Source organism: Lactiplantibacillus garii (genome assembly GCF_003885105.1).
Lineage (GTDB): Bacteria > Bacillota > Bacilli > Lactobacillales > Lactobacillaceae > Lactiplantibacillus > Lactiplantibacillus garii.
Window position 1 is genome coordinate 1 of sequence record NZ_QWZQ01000015.1, and the last position, 17457, is coordinate 17457.

At 47.8% G+C, this 17457-nt stretch carries 14 protein-coding genes; 7 read left to right on the forward strand and 7 right to left on the reverse strand.

Annotated elements, in window-relative coordinates:
* The first annotated feature begins 323 nt into the window (after positions 1-323).
* Positions 324-839, forward strand: coding sequence for a VanZ family protein (locus D1831_RS05825; RefSeq protein ID WP_125071990.1), 516 nt, complete (start codon positions 324-326; stop codon positions 837-839).
* A 162-nt stretch (positions 840-1001) separates the two neighbouring features.
* On the opposite strand, the gene D1831_RS05830 is transcribed toward D1831_RS05825, so the two are convergent.
* Positions 1002-1985: a serine hydrolase domain-containing protein gene (locus tag D1831_RS05830; protein WP_125071991.1), complete on the reverse strand. Its 984-nt coding sequence runs from the start codon at positions 1983-1985 to the stop codon at positions 1002-1004.
* Between the two features lie 403 nt (positions 1986-2388).
* Between D1831_RS05830 and pflB the strand changes: the two genes are divergently transcribed.
* Positions 2389-4647, forward strand: coding sequence for a formate C-acetyltransferase (pflB, locus tag D1831_RS05835; RefSeq protein ID WP_125071992.1), 2259 nt, complete (start codon positions 2389-2391; stop codon positions 4645-4647).
* A gap of 28 nt (positions 4648-4675) precedes the next feature.
* Positions 4676-5497 (forward strand): pyruvate formate-lyase-activating protein, encoded by an 822-nt coding sequence (gene pflA / locus D1831_RS05840; protein WP_125071993.1) that lies wholly within the window; start codon positions 4676-4678, stop codon positions 5495-5497.
* Positions 5498-5703: 206 nt separating this feature from the next.
* Here the strand turns inward: pflA and D1831_RS05845 are convergent, their stop codons facing one another.
* Positions 5704-6015 (reverse strand): metal-sulfur cluster assembly factor, encoded by a 312-nt coding sequence (locus D1831_RS05845; protein WP_125071994.1) that lies wholly within the window; start codon positions 6013-6015, stop codon positions 5704-5706.
* An 853-nt stretch (positions 6016-6868) separates the two neighbouring features.
* Here D1831_RS05845 and D1831_RS05850 point away from each other — a divergent pair.
* On the forward strand, positions 6869-7789 hold the full coding sequence (locus D1831_RS05850) for an aldo/keto reductase (RefSeq protein WP_125071995.1): 921 nt from the start codon (positions 6869-6871) through the stop codon (positions 7787-7789).
* A gap of 211 nt (positions 7790-8000) precedes the next feature.
* On the opposite strand, the gene D1831_RS05855 is transcribed toward D1831_RS05850, so the two are convergent.
* Complete coding sequence (locus D1831_RS05855) at positions 8001-8297, reverse strand: hypothetical protein (RefSeq protein WP_125071996.1); 297 nt, start codon at positions 8295-8297, stop codon at positions 8001-8003.
* 12 nt (positions 8298-8309) lie between these two features.
* Positions 8310-8552 (reverse strand): YdeI/OmpD-associated family protein, encoded by a 243-nt coding sequence (locus tag D1831_RS05860; RefSeq protein ID WP_125071997.1) that lies wholly within the window; start codon positions 8550-8552, stop codon positions 8310-8312.
* A gap of 189 nt (positions 8553-8741) precedes the next feature.
* Between D1831_RS05860 and D1831_RS05865 the strand changes: the two genes are divergently transcribed.
* Positions 8742-9197 (forward strand): hypothetical protein, encoded by a 456-nt coding sequence (locus tag D1831_RS05865; protein WP_125071998.1) that lies wholly within the window; start codon positions 8742-8744, stop codon positions 9195-9197.
* A gap of 637 nt (positions 9198-9834) precedes the next feature.
* Here D1831_RS05865 and D1831_RS05870 read toward each other — a convergent pair.
* Together D1831_RS05870 and D1831_RS05875 are read right to left on the reverse strand one after the other, a co-directional pair.
* Entirely contained in the window at positions 9835-10734 is a 900-nt protein-coding gene (locus tag D1831_RS05870) for an LPXTG cell wall anchor domain-containing protein (protein ID WP_158610639.1), read from the reverse strand.
* Between the two features lie 463 nt (positions 10735-11197).
* A complete protein-coding gene (locus D1831_RS05875; RefSeq protein ID WP_125072050.1) occupies positions 11198-12865 on the reverse strand; it encodes a BCCT family transporter in 1668 nt (555 codons plus the stop codon).
* 815 nt (positions 12866-13680) lie between these two features.
* Here D1831_RS05875 and D1831_RS05880 point away from each other — a divergent pair.
* Complete coding sequence (locus D1831_RS05880) at positions 13681-15519, forward strand: heavy metal translocating P-type ATPase (protein WP_125072000.1); 1839 nt, start codon at positions 13681-13683, stop codon at positions 15517-15519.
* 20 nt (positions 15520-15539) lie between these two features.
* Positions 15540-15728, forward strand: a complete 189-nt coding sequence (locus tag D1831_RS05885; protein ID WP_125072001.1) for a hypothetical protein — start codon at positions 15540-15542, stop codon at positions 15726-15728.
* Between the two features lie 46 nt (positions 15729-15774).
* Here the strand turns inward: D1831_RS05885 and ade are convergent, their stop codons facing one another.
* Positions 15775-17451, reverse strand: a complete 1677-nt coding sequence (gene ade, locus D1831_RS05890; RefSeq protein ID WP_125072002.1) for an adenine deaminase — start codon at positions 17449-17451, stop codon at positions 15775-15777.
* Between the last annotated feature and the right edge of the window lie 6 nt (positions 17452-17457).

A 17457-nucleotide genomic window follows, 5' to 3' on the forward strand; every position in this document is an offset into this window, starting at 1 on the left:
CGTTAATTCGTTACGTTAATTCCTTAACGCAACTTAATTATCATAACAGTTTTAATCATTTGTGTCAACTTCTTTTTTAAAGAAGTAACTAATTAAGCTGATGATTGTTGCCGTTGCGGCAACAAAAACTATCATATCAATTTCTAAGGCTATTTGCAACAGCTTTTTGAAATTAATTAATTGAGTTTCCGTACCGCCGTAGCAGCAACGTTTACTAATATACCAATTCAAAATGAAAGTGTCAACGACTTTTTCATTCTTTTTTCAAAAGTAGCACGTTACCCCCCCTTTTATCTATAATATAGTCGAAAGGAGGGTCCCCAATGCTTGCTTGGGTACCATTTATGTTAAGCACCCTACTCTGCAGTTACTTTGGTTTTCAACAGTGGCGGCAACCAACCAATATCTGGCGACGTCTTAAACGATCCGGATTGCTGCTCTTCATTTGGATACTAACGGCATTTTGTTATACTCCCACCGCCTATAACTTTAGCGGTGATTTAATTTTGCACTACGTACAGTGGGGGCCAGTCAAATTAAACCTAGTTCCGTTTCAACAACTGGACATCGAGTTTTGGCTCAACGTTTTGCTTACGATGCCACTCGGGGCACTGCTTGGGTGGAACTTTCCCCACTGGTCCTGGCGTCAGATTATTTTAGCCGGCCTAGTCACGGGACTTTGTTTAGAAAGTGGTCAATTCATTCTCGACTGGTTAGTTCACATCAGTCGCTGGGTCGAAACAGACGACGTCATCACCAACTGGGCGGGGGTCATCCTCGGATACACTTGTTTCCGAATTTTTCGGCAAGTCCCCGGCTTTAAATGGCTCCGAAATTAGTTGTGCTTCTTATATAGTAAACAACAACTTGTTAGTTTACGAAAAACCAAAGCAAACCGTTAATCGGCGCTAAGACAGCCACTATCACTAAAAAAGCAAGCCATGATTCCAAAACTCGGATAACGGCTTGCTTTTTCGTTAATTTCTACTAAATTAAAGGCACTATTTTTCAAAGAACAGGTCTAAGACGTGACTACGGTCCTGGTTCCAGATCTGGTTATCGCTGGTCGGGTATACCCGGTTGGTTAAAACGACCATCCCAATCTGGCGATCCAGATCAAAGGCAATCGCCGGTCCGGTGTAACCCGTATGAAAATACTGGTGCTGGCCATTACGCCGTTCCCAGCCTAACGTCCGACCGTGCTCATCAAACTGGCCTAACCAGTCAAAGACGTTTTCATCCAAGACCCGCTTTCCCTGGTACTCGCCAAAGTTGAGCATCATTTCAATAAAGACGGATAAATCGGTCAAAGTTGAGAACAGCCCCGCATGCCCACTTTCACCGTTGAGTAAAAACGCCTTATAGTCGTGGACCTGGCCTTGAATCTGGCCCCGACGCGGGTCAAATTCCGTTGGTACAAACCGTACTTTAGGCCGATTCAAGTTGTAACCCGTATTGGTCATCGCCAACGGGTAGCAAACGTGGTCCTGAATGCTCCGTGCCAGTGAGCCGTCGACCGTCCGAATGATCCACCCTAATAACATGTAGCCTAGATCAGAGTATAGGTACCGCTCGCCAGGTTTGCTGAGCAGTTTGCTCTCATACACTGCCCGAATCAAATCTTCGCGGTTCATCTCAGACAAATGGTCAATATCTGCCGGCAAACCACTATTGTGTAACAACAAATTTTGGATGGTGATTTCAGGGTGTGCAAAGCCTGGTAAAAACCTTGCAACCGAATCCTCTAAACGAACCGTGTGATCTGAAAGCATTTGAAAAATCCGGGTCGTCGTTGCAACCACCTTTGTCACCGAGGCTAAGTCGTAAATCATCGACGCATCCAGCCCGACTGCAAACTGGTCGTGTCCCTGGTGACCGTGATAGTACTGATCAATACCGCGTGGCGTGATCAAACTAAACGACGCACCGTAGACGTCTCCCGCTTCAATACAACTATCAATATACTGTTCAATCTTTTCGAGCATATCAGTGCCCCTACCTTTCGTCACTGAACATCCCCACCGGGACGCTTACAGACTTTAATACCCCTTAATAATAACGGACTTCCGTGTAAAATCAATGACAAACCATTAAAGAATTCGTGTTTCAATAATTGTCATTGTCAAATTAAATAGTGCACAATAAATTCAATATACGATTGGAATATGCCAATTATTTTGGACACCATTTTTATTTAAGATACTTTACGTTCATAATTTCCCATTGCTGTAAGGTTACAAATGCCGGAGTTCCGGTATTTTCAAATTACTACGCGTTTGTTAATCAAAAACTTATAATTAATTCTCGTGAAAACGTTTACATATTCCGCGAATATTGTTATTATTTTAGACATACAAGGAATGTATATAAATTATGGAGGCGACTCAAATGATTACAGTTGATAAAACCGAAACTCCTAAAGCTTGGAAAGGTTTTAAGGGTGGCCATTGGCAAGAAGAAATTAATATCCGTGATTTTATTCAGAACAACTTCACACAGTACAACGGGGACGAAAGTTTCTTAGTTGGACCGACCGCAGCAACCAAGACTTTAAACGATAAAGTTTTAGCCTTGAAGAAAGCCGAACGTGAAGCTGGCGGTGTCCTTGACGCCGACACGAGTGTTGTTTCAACGATCACTTCTCACGCTCCTGGTTACATTGATAAAGACTTAGAAAAGATTGTTGGTTTACAAACCGACAAACCATTAAAACGTGCATTCATGCCATTTGGTGGTATCCGGATGGCCGACGATGCTTTGAAATCATACGGTTACGAATTAGATCCTGAACAAGACAAGATCTTTACTGAATACCGTAAGACCCACAACCAAGGGGTCTTCGATGTTTACACTCCTGACATGCGTAAAGCTCGTCACGAAAAGATCATTACCGGTCTTCCCGATGCATACGCACGTGGCCGGATCATTCCTGACTTACCACGGGTTGCCGTTTACGGGATTGACCGCTTGATGGAAGACAAAGCCAACGACTTTGCTCACATTGGCGATGGTGAATTAACTGATGACGTTATTCGTCTCCGTGAAGAAGTTCAAGACCAATACAAGGCCTTGAAGGACATGAAAGAAATGGCCGCAACTTACGGCTACGACATCAGCCGTCCTGCTGAAACTGCTCAGGAAGCCGTACAATGGATGTACTTCGGCTACTTAGCAGCTATCAAGACTCAAAACGGTGCCGCAATGTCCGTTGGCCGGATCGATACGACGATGGATATTTACATCCAACGTGACTTGGACGCTGGTATCATTACCGAAGACCAAGCCCAAGAAATCATTGACCAATTCGTTATGAAGTTACGGATGGTTCGCTTCATCCGGACTGAAGAATATAACTCCCTCTTCTCTGGTGACCCAATCTGGGCAACCTTATCAATGTGTGGTTTAGGCGTTGATGGTCAACACCACGTTACTAAGACCGCTTTCCGGATCTTAAAGACCTTGGACAACATGGGAGCCGCTCCAGAACCAAACATCACCATTCTTTGGTCAGACCGCTTGCCAGAAGACTTCAAACGTTACGCAACTGAAGTTTCAATCGATAGTTCAACGATCCAATACGAAAACGACGATTTAATGCGGGTACAATGGGGTACCGACTACTACGGCATTGCTTGCTGTGTTTCCGCACAACCAGTTGCCGACGGGATCCAATACTTCGGTGCCCGGGCTAACTTAGCAAAGGCTATCCTTTACGCTATCAACGGTGGCCGTGATGAAATCACCGGCGACCAAGTTGGCCCAGCCTACGAACCAATTACTTCAGAATACATCGATTACGACGAATTCATGGAGAAATTCAGCAAACAAATGGACTGGTTAGCTGACACTTACGTTAACTCACTGAACGCTATCCACTACATGCACGACAAGTACTACTACGAAGCAGCTGAAATGGCATTGAAGGATACTAACCTTGACCGGACCTTCGCCACTGGGATCTCCGGCTTATCACACGCTGCCGACTCAGTTTCAGCTATCAAGTACGGTCACGTTAAGATCATCCGTGACGAACGTGGCATTGCCGTTAACTTTGAAGTGGACAACGACTTCCCACGCTACGGGAACAACGATGACCGCGTAGATAACATTGCTAAGGGCTTAGTCAAGGAACTCTACAGTAAGATGAACACGCATCACCTATACCGTGGGGCTAAACTTTCAACCTCTGTTTTGACCATTACTTCAAACGTTGTTTATGGTAAGAACACTGGGACTACCCCTAACGGCCGTCAAAAAGGTGAACCATTCTCACCAGGTGCTAACCCAGCATACGGCGCTGAAAAGAGCGGCGCGTTAGCTTCACTCCTTTCAACTGCTAAGCTGCCATACCGTTACGCAACTGATGGGATCTCCAATACCTTTGGTGTCACACCAAACACGTTGGGTCACGACATGGAATCACGTAAGAATACTTTGGTTAACATGTTAGATGGTTACTTCGAAAATGACGGGATGCACTTGAACATCAACGTATTCAACAAGGATACTTTGATTGATGCCCAAAAGCACCCAGAAGAATATCCTACTTTAACGGTTCGGGTTTCTGGCTACTGTGTCTACTTCGCAGACTTAACCAAGGAACAACAAGACGACGTTATTTCACGTACATTCTTCGATAAGATGTAACTAATAATAAGTTAAGAGGCGAAGGCTCATGGTAAGTAGCAAAACCGCAACAACTGAACAACCGAAAAAGGAGCCTTTGATTGGCTACGTCCATTCCATTGAAACGTTCGGGTCGGTCGATGGTCCCGGCATCCGCTACGTGGCATTTTTGCAAGGCTGCCACATGCGCTGTCAGTACTGCCACAACCCCGACACTTGGAAACTCAACGTCGGTGATCAAATGACGACCGATGAAATTTTGGAAGACGCACAAAAGTACCGGGCGTTCTGGGGTAAAACTGGTGGTATTACCGTTAGTGGTGGTGAATCACTGGTCCAGATCGACTTCATCCTTGAACTGTTTGAAAAGGCCAAGGCTTTAGATATCAGTACTTGCTTGGATACCTCGGGACAACCGTTCACGCGGGAACAACCGTTTTTCGACAAGTTTGAACGTTTAATGGCCGTTACCGATATCTCACTCGTAGATATCAAACACATCAACTCCGCAGAACACAAGAAGTTGACCCAGTACGGCAACGAAAACATTTTGGATATGATCCAGTACATGGCGGCACACCACGACGATATGTGGATTCGCCACGTGCTCGTACCCGAACGGACCGATGACGACAAATATTTAGCAGAACTTGGCGACTACATCGCTAAGATTCCGAACGATGTTGTTCAAAAGGTCGAAGTATTGCCGTACCACACTTTGGGCGTCAAGAAGTACCACGAAATGAAGATCAAGTACCGTCTGGAGGGAATCGAATCCCCGACTCCCGACCGGGTTGCTAACGCTGAAAAGCTGTTACGGACCGCCGACTATACTGGCTACAAGAAGTGGATGCCACTCCCAAAGCTTTAACTCAAGTCCTTTCATGATTAAGAAGTCGCTGATGCTGGTCAGCGACTTCTTTTTAATTTTTGATTGTGCCAAAAGTCGGTTAGCTGGTGATCGGAGCCCGCCGACTTTTGGCGCACGTTTCGACAATAATTGTGCGGAAATATAAAAGCCGTCGTCGACTAACTCCTCAAAGTTGGTCAACGGCGACTTTTCCTGCCATTATCGTTTTAGTGAATCCCTAGTTGCAGCTTAGCTTCCCGGCTCATCATGGTCTCGTTCCAAGCCGGATCAAACGTAATTTCAATTTCAATCGACTTAACGCCGGGAAGGCTGATCAACGCGTCGTGAATTGAATCCGCCAACCAGTCGGTCAACGGACACCCTACGATCGTGAGGGTCATCGTCACGTTTGCCACTCCCGTGGGACTCAACGTGGCATCGTAGATCAATCCTAAACTCACTAGATCAATCCCTAATTCTGGATCAATCACCGAACTCAGTGCGTGGTACGCTTGCTCTTTAAACGTGTCGTTACTCATCCTTACCGCCCCTTTTAAAAACGCTTTCATTAATTACTTCAATTATACTGGTTACCCGGTTAAATTCAATCCGTTTCCGGTAAAATCCCACTCCCTCCGCGCGCTAAAATAAATTATAAAAAAGCAGTCTTTTAGGTTGCAAGCGTTTACAAAAGCTGGTAGTATACTAAGTGAGGAAAGGAAGTAATCCTCATTAGCAAAGCTTCTCAATGAGATTGGGTTGCCGTTGTAATGTTAGGCAACTAGTTCCACCGTTCGGGTCGTTATCGAAACCGTTTTGAGCGTTGAAGAACGTTATCGGTCCAATGAATGTCGCGAGACAGCGCACTGGATGACTGAACGTTAACCCTTGAATAAACGATGACCGCAACAGAATTAATTGGCATTAGCACGACGATCAGGTTTTAACTTTTTAGTTGGAAACAGGTGTCACCAATGACCAGTTGAAAGTTCCACTAGTACCAGTTCCATTGTAGACTCAGGTTTTAAAAGTTTAAACGGAGGTGCGTGTCTGTTACGAAGACATTACCAAGTTTTAACCGCGAGCTCGACTTTCGTTAAAACCCGTCTAACGAGTCGCAATCAAGTATAGACTACTTTTGATCGACTAAAGCAGATAGATACAACAAATACGGGTTAGTCCGCTAGAAGTTGGACACGCGTAAAATTGAATAGCATGAAGGTGTAACGTATTAAGAACACTGAACATTTATTTCTTGCTAATCAGGATTATTCCTCATAAGTAGGACTCGAGTTGAGAAGCCTTGGGTCCTATTTTTTTGCGCTCATGATGCAATCGTTTACACTGACGCTTTGAAACCGTATACTTAAGTCACTACGAGGGGGTTATAAATTGAAAACCATTAATTTAGGAGACAGTGGGTTACGGGCTTCCGCCGTTGCCCTAGGTATCATGCGCATGGACGCCCTAAACGTCGCGCAAGCAAGTAAAGTTATTGAAACCGCCGTTGACTTGGGCATTAACTACGTTGATTCCGCCGATATTTACGGTGCTGGTAAATCGTCAGAAATTTTCGGTGCGGCACTCAAACAATCTTCAGTACGTCGGGATCAACTCTACATCCAGTCTAAGGGGGGCATCGTCCCCGGTAAGCGGTACGACTTTTCCAAGCAGCACATCCTTGACGCCGTTAACGGCGAATTACAACGGTTAGGCGTGGATTACCTGGATAGCTTCCTACTTCACCGCCCCGACGCTTTAATGGAGCCAGAGGAGGTTGCAGCGGCCTTTGACGAGCTCCAAGCCAGCGGTAAGGTACGCCACTTTGGCGTTTCCAACTTTAATCCCGGTCAAGTTGACCTGTTACAAGCCGCCCTTAACCAGCGACTAATGATCAACCAACTTCAATTTGGTATTATGCACACCAACGCCATTGATTTCGGTCTGCACACTAACATGCAGGATGAACGTAGTATCGACCACGACGGCGGCATTATCGAATACGCCCGCCTCCACCACATGACTATTCAAGCCTGGTCGCCTTACCAGTACGGAAACTTCGCCGGCATCTTCTTGGATAACCCGAAGTTTCCAAAACTAAACGCGGCCATGCAAACCTTAGCGGATGAAAAGCACACCAGTAAGAGCGCTATCGCTACCGCCTGGATTCTTCGACACCCCGCTAAGTTCCAGGTTATCCTGGGTACGATGAATCCTACCCATTTAGCCGAAAACGCGGCCGGAGCGGCGATCGATCTAACCCGCCAGGAGTGGTATGACATTTATTTTGCCGCCGGTAACGATTTACCGTGACCAATAATTTAATGACATCGTAAAAAAAGAGTGGACCAAAAGTCGCTTAGTTTGTGAGCATTAACGTGAAACCGGTGATTATTCCTAGGTTTGGAATGGTCACCGGTTTTGGGTTAAGCGGAACAAACTGACTTTTAGTGCACGTTTCGACACCATTGTCACGGAAACGTCAGTCGCGTAAAGTTTGGTTCCAATCTCTTTAATGCTGTTTTTAACTCAAGTTCCACGCGAAAGTCGTCATGATCAAGCTGCCTACTAGCCCCAGTAGGTAAAAGGCCAACAGCCCCCACTGGTAACCAGCAAGGTGGTGCGGCGTGGGTTGAAAATACAACCAGCCGTAAAAAATAGTGCATCCTAAACTAATTGGGATCATAAAAGCCGTGCCGAGCACCATTTCAATCCAGCCCCCGGTCCCCAATAAGCCTAAGCCAATTAGGATTACGGGACCAATTACCAGTAGTAAATTAATGAGCCATTCAAATAGGTGGTACCGTTTTGAGAAACGCATCCCGTTCATCCCCTACTTAGCGCGACTATCGTATGCACGTTTAGACTTATAGCCGGCTTTAAACACGGTCTTCATGACCGTTACGTGCCGTTGTTGCGTCGCTTCGGCCTTCGCGCCAAAAATGAAGCGGGCCCATTCCCGTTGATAACCGGGGGTCAACTGTGCAAAAAAATCTGCTAATTGGGGCTCTGCCGCCAATAATTCACCGACCCGGGGAATGTCTTTTTCGTAAAAGCTCAGTGGTTGTGTTGCCATTGTTACGCCTCCCATTCGTTTGTTTAATTTTACCGTAAGAAAGCAAAAATCCCCACCAATTTAAGTTTTTATATTTCGAATTTTAGTAAAACTGCGCTATCATTAATGATGTGAGCGTTTAATAAACGTTCAACATCATTAATAACTAAAAACCAATTCCACACTGCTATCATCAAGGGGAGCCCTGCTATGTCAAAATTCGATATTTCCCTCATCACTGCCGACCGTGCTAAAGGTATGTTGACTGAGTACAAAGAACAACGTAAAAATTCCATCCCGCGGTTGGCACACCCCGGACGCTACATTTTACCGGACTATAAATTAACCCGGCGACGGGCCGCGTTTAAAATTGTTAAGCATACTTTTTTAACGCCCCACTATAAATCCTACGTTGCGATGGACTCCGATAACGGCCACACATTGTGGTTCCACAACTTTGGGTCGTTGACCGAAGCGTTGTTTTGGTTAGAAACCGGCTTAAAAATTAGTGATACCGATTCCCATTCTAACTATAAGGAATGGGTGGCTAAACACACGGCCGAAATTGACGCGTTCAAGGACCTCCTACGCGAACGGAAAAAAGCGCAACCTAAAAAGGCGCGCCCTAGCAAAAAAGCTTCCGCAACTAAAAAGAAAATTAAATAATGACCAAGCAAAAGGATCGACCAATTTGGTCGATCCTTTTTAAGACTAAGCCGTCCCTTAATCAGAGTGTGCCAAAAGTCGGTTAGCCTTTAAGCGGAGCCCGCTGACTTTTGAAACCCGTTTCGACAATAATTATTCGGAGATGAAAAAGAGGCTGTGACTTTTGTCATAGCCTCATCCCCCATAGTTCGTAACTCATTTGACCTTCTAGCTAATCAAAACGGAACAACCTAACGAGGGGCGACCGCGTGCCACTTAACTAACGTTCCCCACCGGTTAATAATCAAGCCTAGGCCTAATAGCGTGACTCCCGTACCCATCATTTTTAGCATGTTCACCCGTCCTGACTGCGCTAAATTTTTATTACAAATTCCAGTGTAAAATCTGAATGTAAAGGAAGACCCCCTCTTACTGTAAATTTTTGCCTTTAATTTAGTAAAGCGTGGCCTCACCATCGCTTAGTTCGTGAGCAGTACCGTGAGCCAGCCAACTTCTGGCCCACGTTGCCGCACCATTACCATTAAAGACCAAGCCCCTAAACTACTCGGTTGATTTTGAGTAATTTGGGGGCTTTAAAGTCTTGTTTCACTTTCGTTATTATTTAGGGGAGCGGCATTCAATGAAGCTAAGCAATCAGTTATCGTGATTTACGTTTAAGGCCAACGAGCTGTGAGGCGGCGGCTAGGACCAATAACACCAGCCCCAGGGCACCAAGCTTCGCCGGGTTCGTTTCGTCGGTTTGTGGCAGCGCCTTGGCTTGAACTGACGTACGGGGTGCCGGCGCTGTGGGCGTTGACGTCGCAGTCGGCGTTTCAACGGGAACGACGGTCGCCACGTCGGGATCCCCCGCTACAGCGTATTCCGGCATTGCGGGCCGAACGTAATCACTAAAGTTATCTTGGGTTGGGTGCGTTACGGTTGACGTTGTCCCGGTAGTTGGCAGTTTGGATTGCGCTTTTGCTAAGTCGTTCTCCCGGGCACTAATCCGCTGGTTAGCTAGCGCGGTGGCGGATACGGTTGAACTTGGAGCAGATGCACTCGGCGCCGGGGCCGTACTGGTTGTTTTGGATTGAGCATTATTCTGGGAATTCTCTTGGACACTACCATGCTGGTTAGCCAACACCGACTTAGCTGTGGTGGCGGTGGTTAACTGTTGATTATTACCAGCTTTAGTAGCGGTTGGCGCTACACCCGACTGACTCGCTGTGGTCGGAGCCGGTTTGACTGCGGGGTGGCTTGCACCCGGATTAATTGATGGACTAGGACTAGCCGGCGCTACGCGGGGCGCTGGTTGAGTCGGCGCAGACGCGGTCGGAGCCGCCGCATGTTGAACAGTCGTTGGTTTAGTAGCAGTCACATTCTGGTGGTCAGTGGTAGTGCCTGATTGCCCCGTGCTGGTCGTAGTAACACTGGTAACCTGAGCAGCGGTAGTTTTAGGGGTGTTCACCCCCCCATCCGCGTTCGCAATGGTACCTGAAAATGAAATAAGTCCCGCTGCCGCCACGACGCCGGTAGCAATTTTGGTCAATTTTTGCATAATGTCCATGCTCCTTTATCAATTCGATTTGGACTAACAATTTCAGCTAAGTCGGCGTAATCGGCACTACGGCCTAGCTGATTAGTGCCCCATTTAAACAAACTCTCAACCACGTTCCTGTTTTTTCTCAGACCACCTGCCTAGCCATCAAAATACACCCTTAGTATATGGTTAGCTTGTAAAGGTAATGTGTTTTAACGTAAATTATCGTTAACGATTATGTAAAATAAACGGTTAAGCTGAATAAGCCGTAAATAACCGCAAAAAAGAAGCTGTGACAAAAGTCACAGCTTCTTTTTTATCTCCGAACAATCATTGTCGAAACGTGCGTCAAAAGTCAGCTAGCTCCGCTTAACCACGTATGTCAAACAATCCAATCCCAGGATTATTCGCCATACGCCGTTAATGCTCACCCGCTAACCGGCTTTTGGCACACTCTGTCATTTTTAAAAATTTTAATTGCTTAATCCGTTTCCTGTGCCGATTTACGGGCCGCACGCCGTTCACGTGCGTAATCGGTATGGGTCGTGATCTCCACGTCCCGTGCCAACCGTTTCCGACGAGCCAATTCAGCAGCCTTGGCATTCGCCTTAGCAGCTTCCTTGACCGGATCAGTCGTTAAGTCGTGGTGAATTGAATACAGCAAGACTAACGCAACGATCGTCAACGGAAAACCAGACATCGCACAAATGGACTGAATTGACTCAAAACCACCGACCGTTACTAACCCCAGTGAAAAGACGAGGAAAATAACGACCCAGCTCATCCGGTTAAAACGACTTGGCTGTTGACCAGGTGCTAATTGCTTACTCGTAAACGATGACGTGATGAAGGCGAACGACGAAACCGTCGTAGCCAAGAACACGAAACACGATAAGCAGTACAGGGCTAGCATGATCATCTTCAACGGCAACGTTGATAAGACCGCCGCAATTACGGCCGCTTGTCCCTGCGTATTTAAGATGTGAACTAAGTTAACAACTCCCGTCCGTTGTAAGTAAAGGGCGTAACCACCCAGAACGGCGTAGAAGCTGACACAACCTAATGAACCCCATAACAACATGCCGCCTAGGACCTGCCGAATCGTCCGGCCCCGTGAAATGCGGGCAATGAATAATCCCATGACGGGCATGAATGATAACCACCAGCCCCAGTAAAAGATCGTTTGCCGTTGCATGGCCGTTGCATGACCGTTGGGCGCAGTGTTCGTACTTAAACTAACGAACTTGTTAATGAACAATCCAATACTGTTCGTTTCGGAGTTTAAAATGTACAGGGTCGGACCGACAACCAAGACTAATACTAAGAAACCAATGGCAAGCCAAATATGCGCGGAGCTCAGCCGACCGATTCCCTTTTTTAGTCCGTTGAAAACGGCCACGGCAAAAATCACGAATAGTAACGCAAATAAGGCCAACTTAAGTCCCATGCTATCCGCAATCCCGGTAGCAGCACTTAACACTTTAGAAATAACCGGAATTTCCATACCGACGGAAGTCCCGACGCCCCCCATGATCCCAATGATCACGAGGAGGTCGATGGTGTTACGGGCAACCCGCTTAGCGGTACCCGGTCCCTGTAAAACGGTGATAGCGGCACTTAACCGCTGAACTTTGACGTGCTTAACGTACATGGCGTAAGCGATGGCAATCGTCGCCGGCGCAAACATCATCCACGCCATCGGGCCCCAATTGAACTGACCGAGCATGTGCGCGTAATTGTAGGCCGACGTTGAAAACGGCTTAACGCCGAATGAGGGGCTTTGCAGGTAACGTAACGGGTCAACGATACTTAGCATTAAGATACTGGCATCGATCCCCGTGGCGTAGACCATGCTGCCCCAGTGAAACGTTGAAAATTCGGGTTTGTCCTTAGGATCACCCAACTTGGTCTTACCAAGTTTGCTAAATCCTAAGTAAATGAAGAAAACAAAAGTAATCACGTATACTGACATGTACAACCAACTCATGTTGTTCGTTAACCAGTTTAAAATGCCACTTAAACTAGTTTCCAACGAATGACCACCCCTTAATAAAATAATGGATGCCACCGCAAAGAGCCCAATCGTTGGTAAGTAAACCCACCAATCAATATTCTTACTTTTTAAAATAATAAACCTGCTACTGAGTATATACTCTCTATATATCAATAAAATTCGTGGTTCTCCCTACCAAACTCGTTGGTAGTCCCCACGCGTAAATTTCCGACTAGCAATCGGTACATTCCCCCGGGTCGCTCCCGGAGCACTCAGTACCCTGACTAAATCAGGTTTAATCGGCTTTGTTGTCCGAACTCTGTTTGTGCTAACTCAAAATCAGTAGCAGAATTTCCTTCTTTCCGTTGGTTGAGTTCCGACAACGCCATACTGAAAATTGTATGATTAATTGCATAATCGCGTTGGTGTTGATCTTTATTTTAGCGCTGATTAGTGTTTCAAATTGTGCTCGTCCCCATACTGAGTCGATCACGCCTACACACCACGTAACGATTAATGGTTACATTATCTTGCTAATGGATAACCCCCTTGATGCATCAGATAAGTAAGTCCAGTTTTGCCGGCACGCCCAGCAAGTTTAAAATGGCGTTCCGTGGTACAAAAAAACACGCGACAAGGGTAACGGGTTACCACCTGTACAGCGCGTCTGGTCTTATACAAATGCTGATTTCAGTATTTTTCTGATATCTGATGTTCATGTATAAGTATACTAGTATTAGATTAGAAGTAAAATGACCGGTTTAACGGGGGCTTAGCCTTAACATGATAGGGCTGAGCCCCCTTTTTTATGGCTCAAATCAGTCAATTTTTCAGAAAATAGTCAAAGTTTTTCGAAACTATTAGATTTTTATTTAGAATCATTCTTATCTGTTTAATTTAATTGAACTTCATGTTATGATTATAACAATCATAACGGAATCGGTTTCAATAAACAAGGGGAGGGGTTTTCGATGCGCCATTACTATAAACTAACGTTAACGGTCAGTGTCGGAATCATCGCGTTAATTTTACAATTTGGGTTTCACCAGCAGCTGGCCGCCCAACTGATCATCACTCTGTGGGGGTCGCTCATGGCACTATCCATGCTGGTTGAAATGATCAAGACGTTACGTTCGGGGAAATACGGCGTCGATTTATTAGCCATTACCGCCATCGTGGCCACCCTGGCCGTGAGTGAATACTGGGCTGGCTTAGTCGTGCTGATCATGCTGACCGGGGGCGATTCCTTGGAAGACTACGCGGCTAAGCGGGCCAACACGGAATTAAAGGCTTTGCTCGATAATTCACCACGTAACGCCCACCGGCTCGTTGGTGAAAAGCTCACCGACATTGCCGTGGAAGACGCCAGCGTCGGTGACCAATTAGTCGTTAAGCCGGGGGAACTAGTTCCAGTTGACGGCCACCTAATCCAGGGAACCGCCCTCTTTGACGAATCTTCCCTCACCGGTGAATCCAAACCAGTCGAAAAAAATGTGGGCGACGACGTCATGTCCGGGGCTGTCAATGGTGACAGTGCCGTCACAATGGTCGTAGATAAGTTGGCCGCCGACAGTCAGTATCAACAACTCGTTAAGTTAGTAAAGGAATCCGAGTCCCGGCCCGCTAAGTTTGTTCGCTTGGCTGACCGCTACGCCGTTCCCTTTACCTTAGTCGCGTACGTTATTGCTGGGATTGCTTGGGCCGTTAGCGGCGACCCGCACCGTTTTGCCGAAGTACTCGTCGTGGCTTCTCCCTGCCCACTGATCCTAGCCGCCCCAGTCGCCCTCGTTTCTGGTATGAGTCGGACGAGTCGTAACGGGATCGTGGTAAAAACCGGGGACATGCTTGAAAAAATGTCGACGGCTAAGTCGGCTGCGTTTGATAAGACCGGGACGATTACTAGCGGTCAGTTGACCGTTAACCAGATCGTTCCCCAAGCCGCTTTTACCGCGGAACAAATTATTCACTTAGCCGCCAGTGCCGAGCAAAACTCCAGTCATATTTTGGCCCGGTCACTCGTTAAATACGCAAGCGACACGGCGCTGAGTCCGGCCACTGACCTCGAAGAAGTTACTGGTAACGGGGTAACCGCGACGATTGACGATGACGTGGTCAAGGTTGGGAAGTTGAAGTTCGTGGCCCCCGATACGACCCATCAGCCACTGGCCCAAACCGCCATTTACGTCGCCATCAACGACCAGTACGCCGGTTACGTTACCTTTATCGATAACGTGCGTCCCGAAGCCGCGGACACCTTAAAAGCGTTACACGCGGAGGGCGTTAAAAACGTCATGATGCTGACGGGGGATCAAAAAGCAATCGCCGATAGCATCGCCGATAAAGTGGGAATCGATACGGTCGCCGCCGACCTCTTACCCGCCGACAAAATCAAGCACCTCAAGTCCGTTCCTAAGGACGAACGACCGGTGATCATGGTCGGTGACGGGGTCAACGACGCACCGTCCCTGGCCGTTGCCGACGTGGGCATCGCCATGGGGGCCCACGGATCAACGGCGGCCAGCGAATCCGCCGACGTTGTCATTTTAAAAGACGACCTCAGCCGGGTCGTGACCGCCATTCAAATCGCTAAGGATACCATGCAGGTCGCTAAACAGGCCGTTTGGATCGGGATTGCGATTTGTACGGTGCTGATGTTGATTGCCAGTACCGGGATCATCCCGGCGTTGTTCGGGGCGATGCTCCAAGAAGTGGTTGATACGGTTTCGATTCTCTGGGCACTGCGGGCATTACGTGACCGTCCAGCCGCCAGCACTCAACCGGTCAAATCAACGTCTGCACGTGAAAGTTAGTTAGTCAAGGATGTGAGTTTATGCCAGAATTACCCGAATGGGTGCTCCGCTGGTCACAGGGCGCGTTGACCTTTATCGTTGTCCTCACGCTAGTTGCCGTTTTTCTTCTACAAATTCCGCTAAAGGAAGTCATTCTCGTTGACCTCGCCTACACGGTGATTACGTTACCGTTTGCGTGGTACCGGGAACACCACAACGTTCACCAATAACTAAAATCAGGTTGACCTCAATCAATGAAGTCAACCTGATTTTTAGTTAATCCTGAATTTCAACCGGCATGAAGTCAAAGGAATCGTAGTCAAATAATCCCCGGGCCGTCAACTTTAGCGTTGGAATGACCGGCAACGTTAAGAACGACAACGTAATGAACGGATCAAACTTAATCGGTGGCTCACAAATTTGATTATAGGCCGCCTTGATCGTTGCGAGCTGTTCAGCCGCCCGCGTGTAAGTTTCCGCCGATAAAAGCCCGCCGACCGCTAACGGCATGTTGGCGATGATTTGTTGATCATCACTGACCGCGATACCGCCGTTAGTCCGGGTGATTTGTTCAACGGCCCGTAAAATTGCCAAATCCGACGTGCCAACCGCCACGATGTTGTGAGCGTCGTGGGCAATCGTACCGGCCACCGCACCGTGCTTTAATTGAAAGCCGTGAACCAGGCCGACCCCCACCTTACCCGTATTTTTATGGCGTTCGATCACGACCATCTTGAGAACGTCCTGGTCAACGTCGGCTTCAAAGTTCACTCCCGGCGTCACTGTTTTAACGAGGTGGTCGGTTTCAATGTGGTTGGGCTGGACCCCAATCACGTTCACCTTGCCATTAGTTAGCGGTAATTTTAAATCATCTAGGGTGGCGTGTTGCCGTACCCGGGTCGCCGTAAACGCTAGCGGCTTCGTAGGTTGATCCGCCGGTACCCACCGGCCGTTTTTCATCGTTTTAGCTACCGTTACTTGCCGGGGGTCGTCCAAAACGACCAGGTCGGCTAATTTGCCCGCCGTTAAACTACCACGGTCCGTCAAGCGGTGCGCATGGGCCGCGTTCAGGCTCGCCAGCGTGTACGCCAGGGCCGGTCGCATTCCGTTTTGAATGGCTAACCGTACGTTGTAGTCGATCGAGCCCTCGGTCATAAGATCACTGATCGTTTTATCGTCGGTACAAAACGCAAAGCGACTAGCATTGGCTTCGGTGACCGCCCCCATTGTCGCCAGAACGTCCCGTTCAACCGTGCCTTCCCGCAAGAAAACGGTCATGCCCGCCTTCACCCGGTCCAGGGCCTCCGTCACGGTCGTACACTCGTGGTCGGTATCCAACCCGGCGTTGACCATCACGTTTAGTTGGTGCGAATTCAGCCCGGCCGCGTGACCATCCGCGTGGTACCCGTGGGCGTAGGCGTCCCGAATTTTTGCCGTAATGTCCTCGTCACCGCGTTCCACCGCACCGTAATCCATGACCTCCGCTAAACCGTGAACTTCCGGTTGCGCATACAGGGGCCGTAAATCGGCCGCGTGGAGGGTCGCCCCGTTATCGTCAAACGGCACGCACGGTACCGAGGACGGTAGCATGAAAAAAACGTCTAGCGGGGTCTGGCGGGCATCGTCAATCAGATATTGAATTCCCGCTACCCCAGCCACGTTCGCCAGTTCGTGCGGGTCAGTCGCAATGGCCGTAACCCCGTGCTTTAATAGTACTTTGCCGAGTTCACTCGGCGCCACCATCGAACTCTCCATGTGCACGTGCGCGTCGATCATGCCGGGGACGATCCACTGATCACTTGCGTCCACCGTTTCCCGTGCTTGGTAGGGCTCATCCTTTAAATTACTAACAATGTGCCCGTCTTTGATCCACAAACTAGTTGCGTCAAATTCACGGGTAAAAACGTTTAAGACCTGAGCGCCGGTAATCACCATATCAACTGTTTTTAACACAATTTT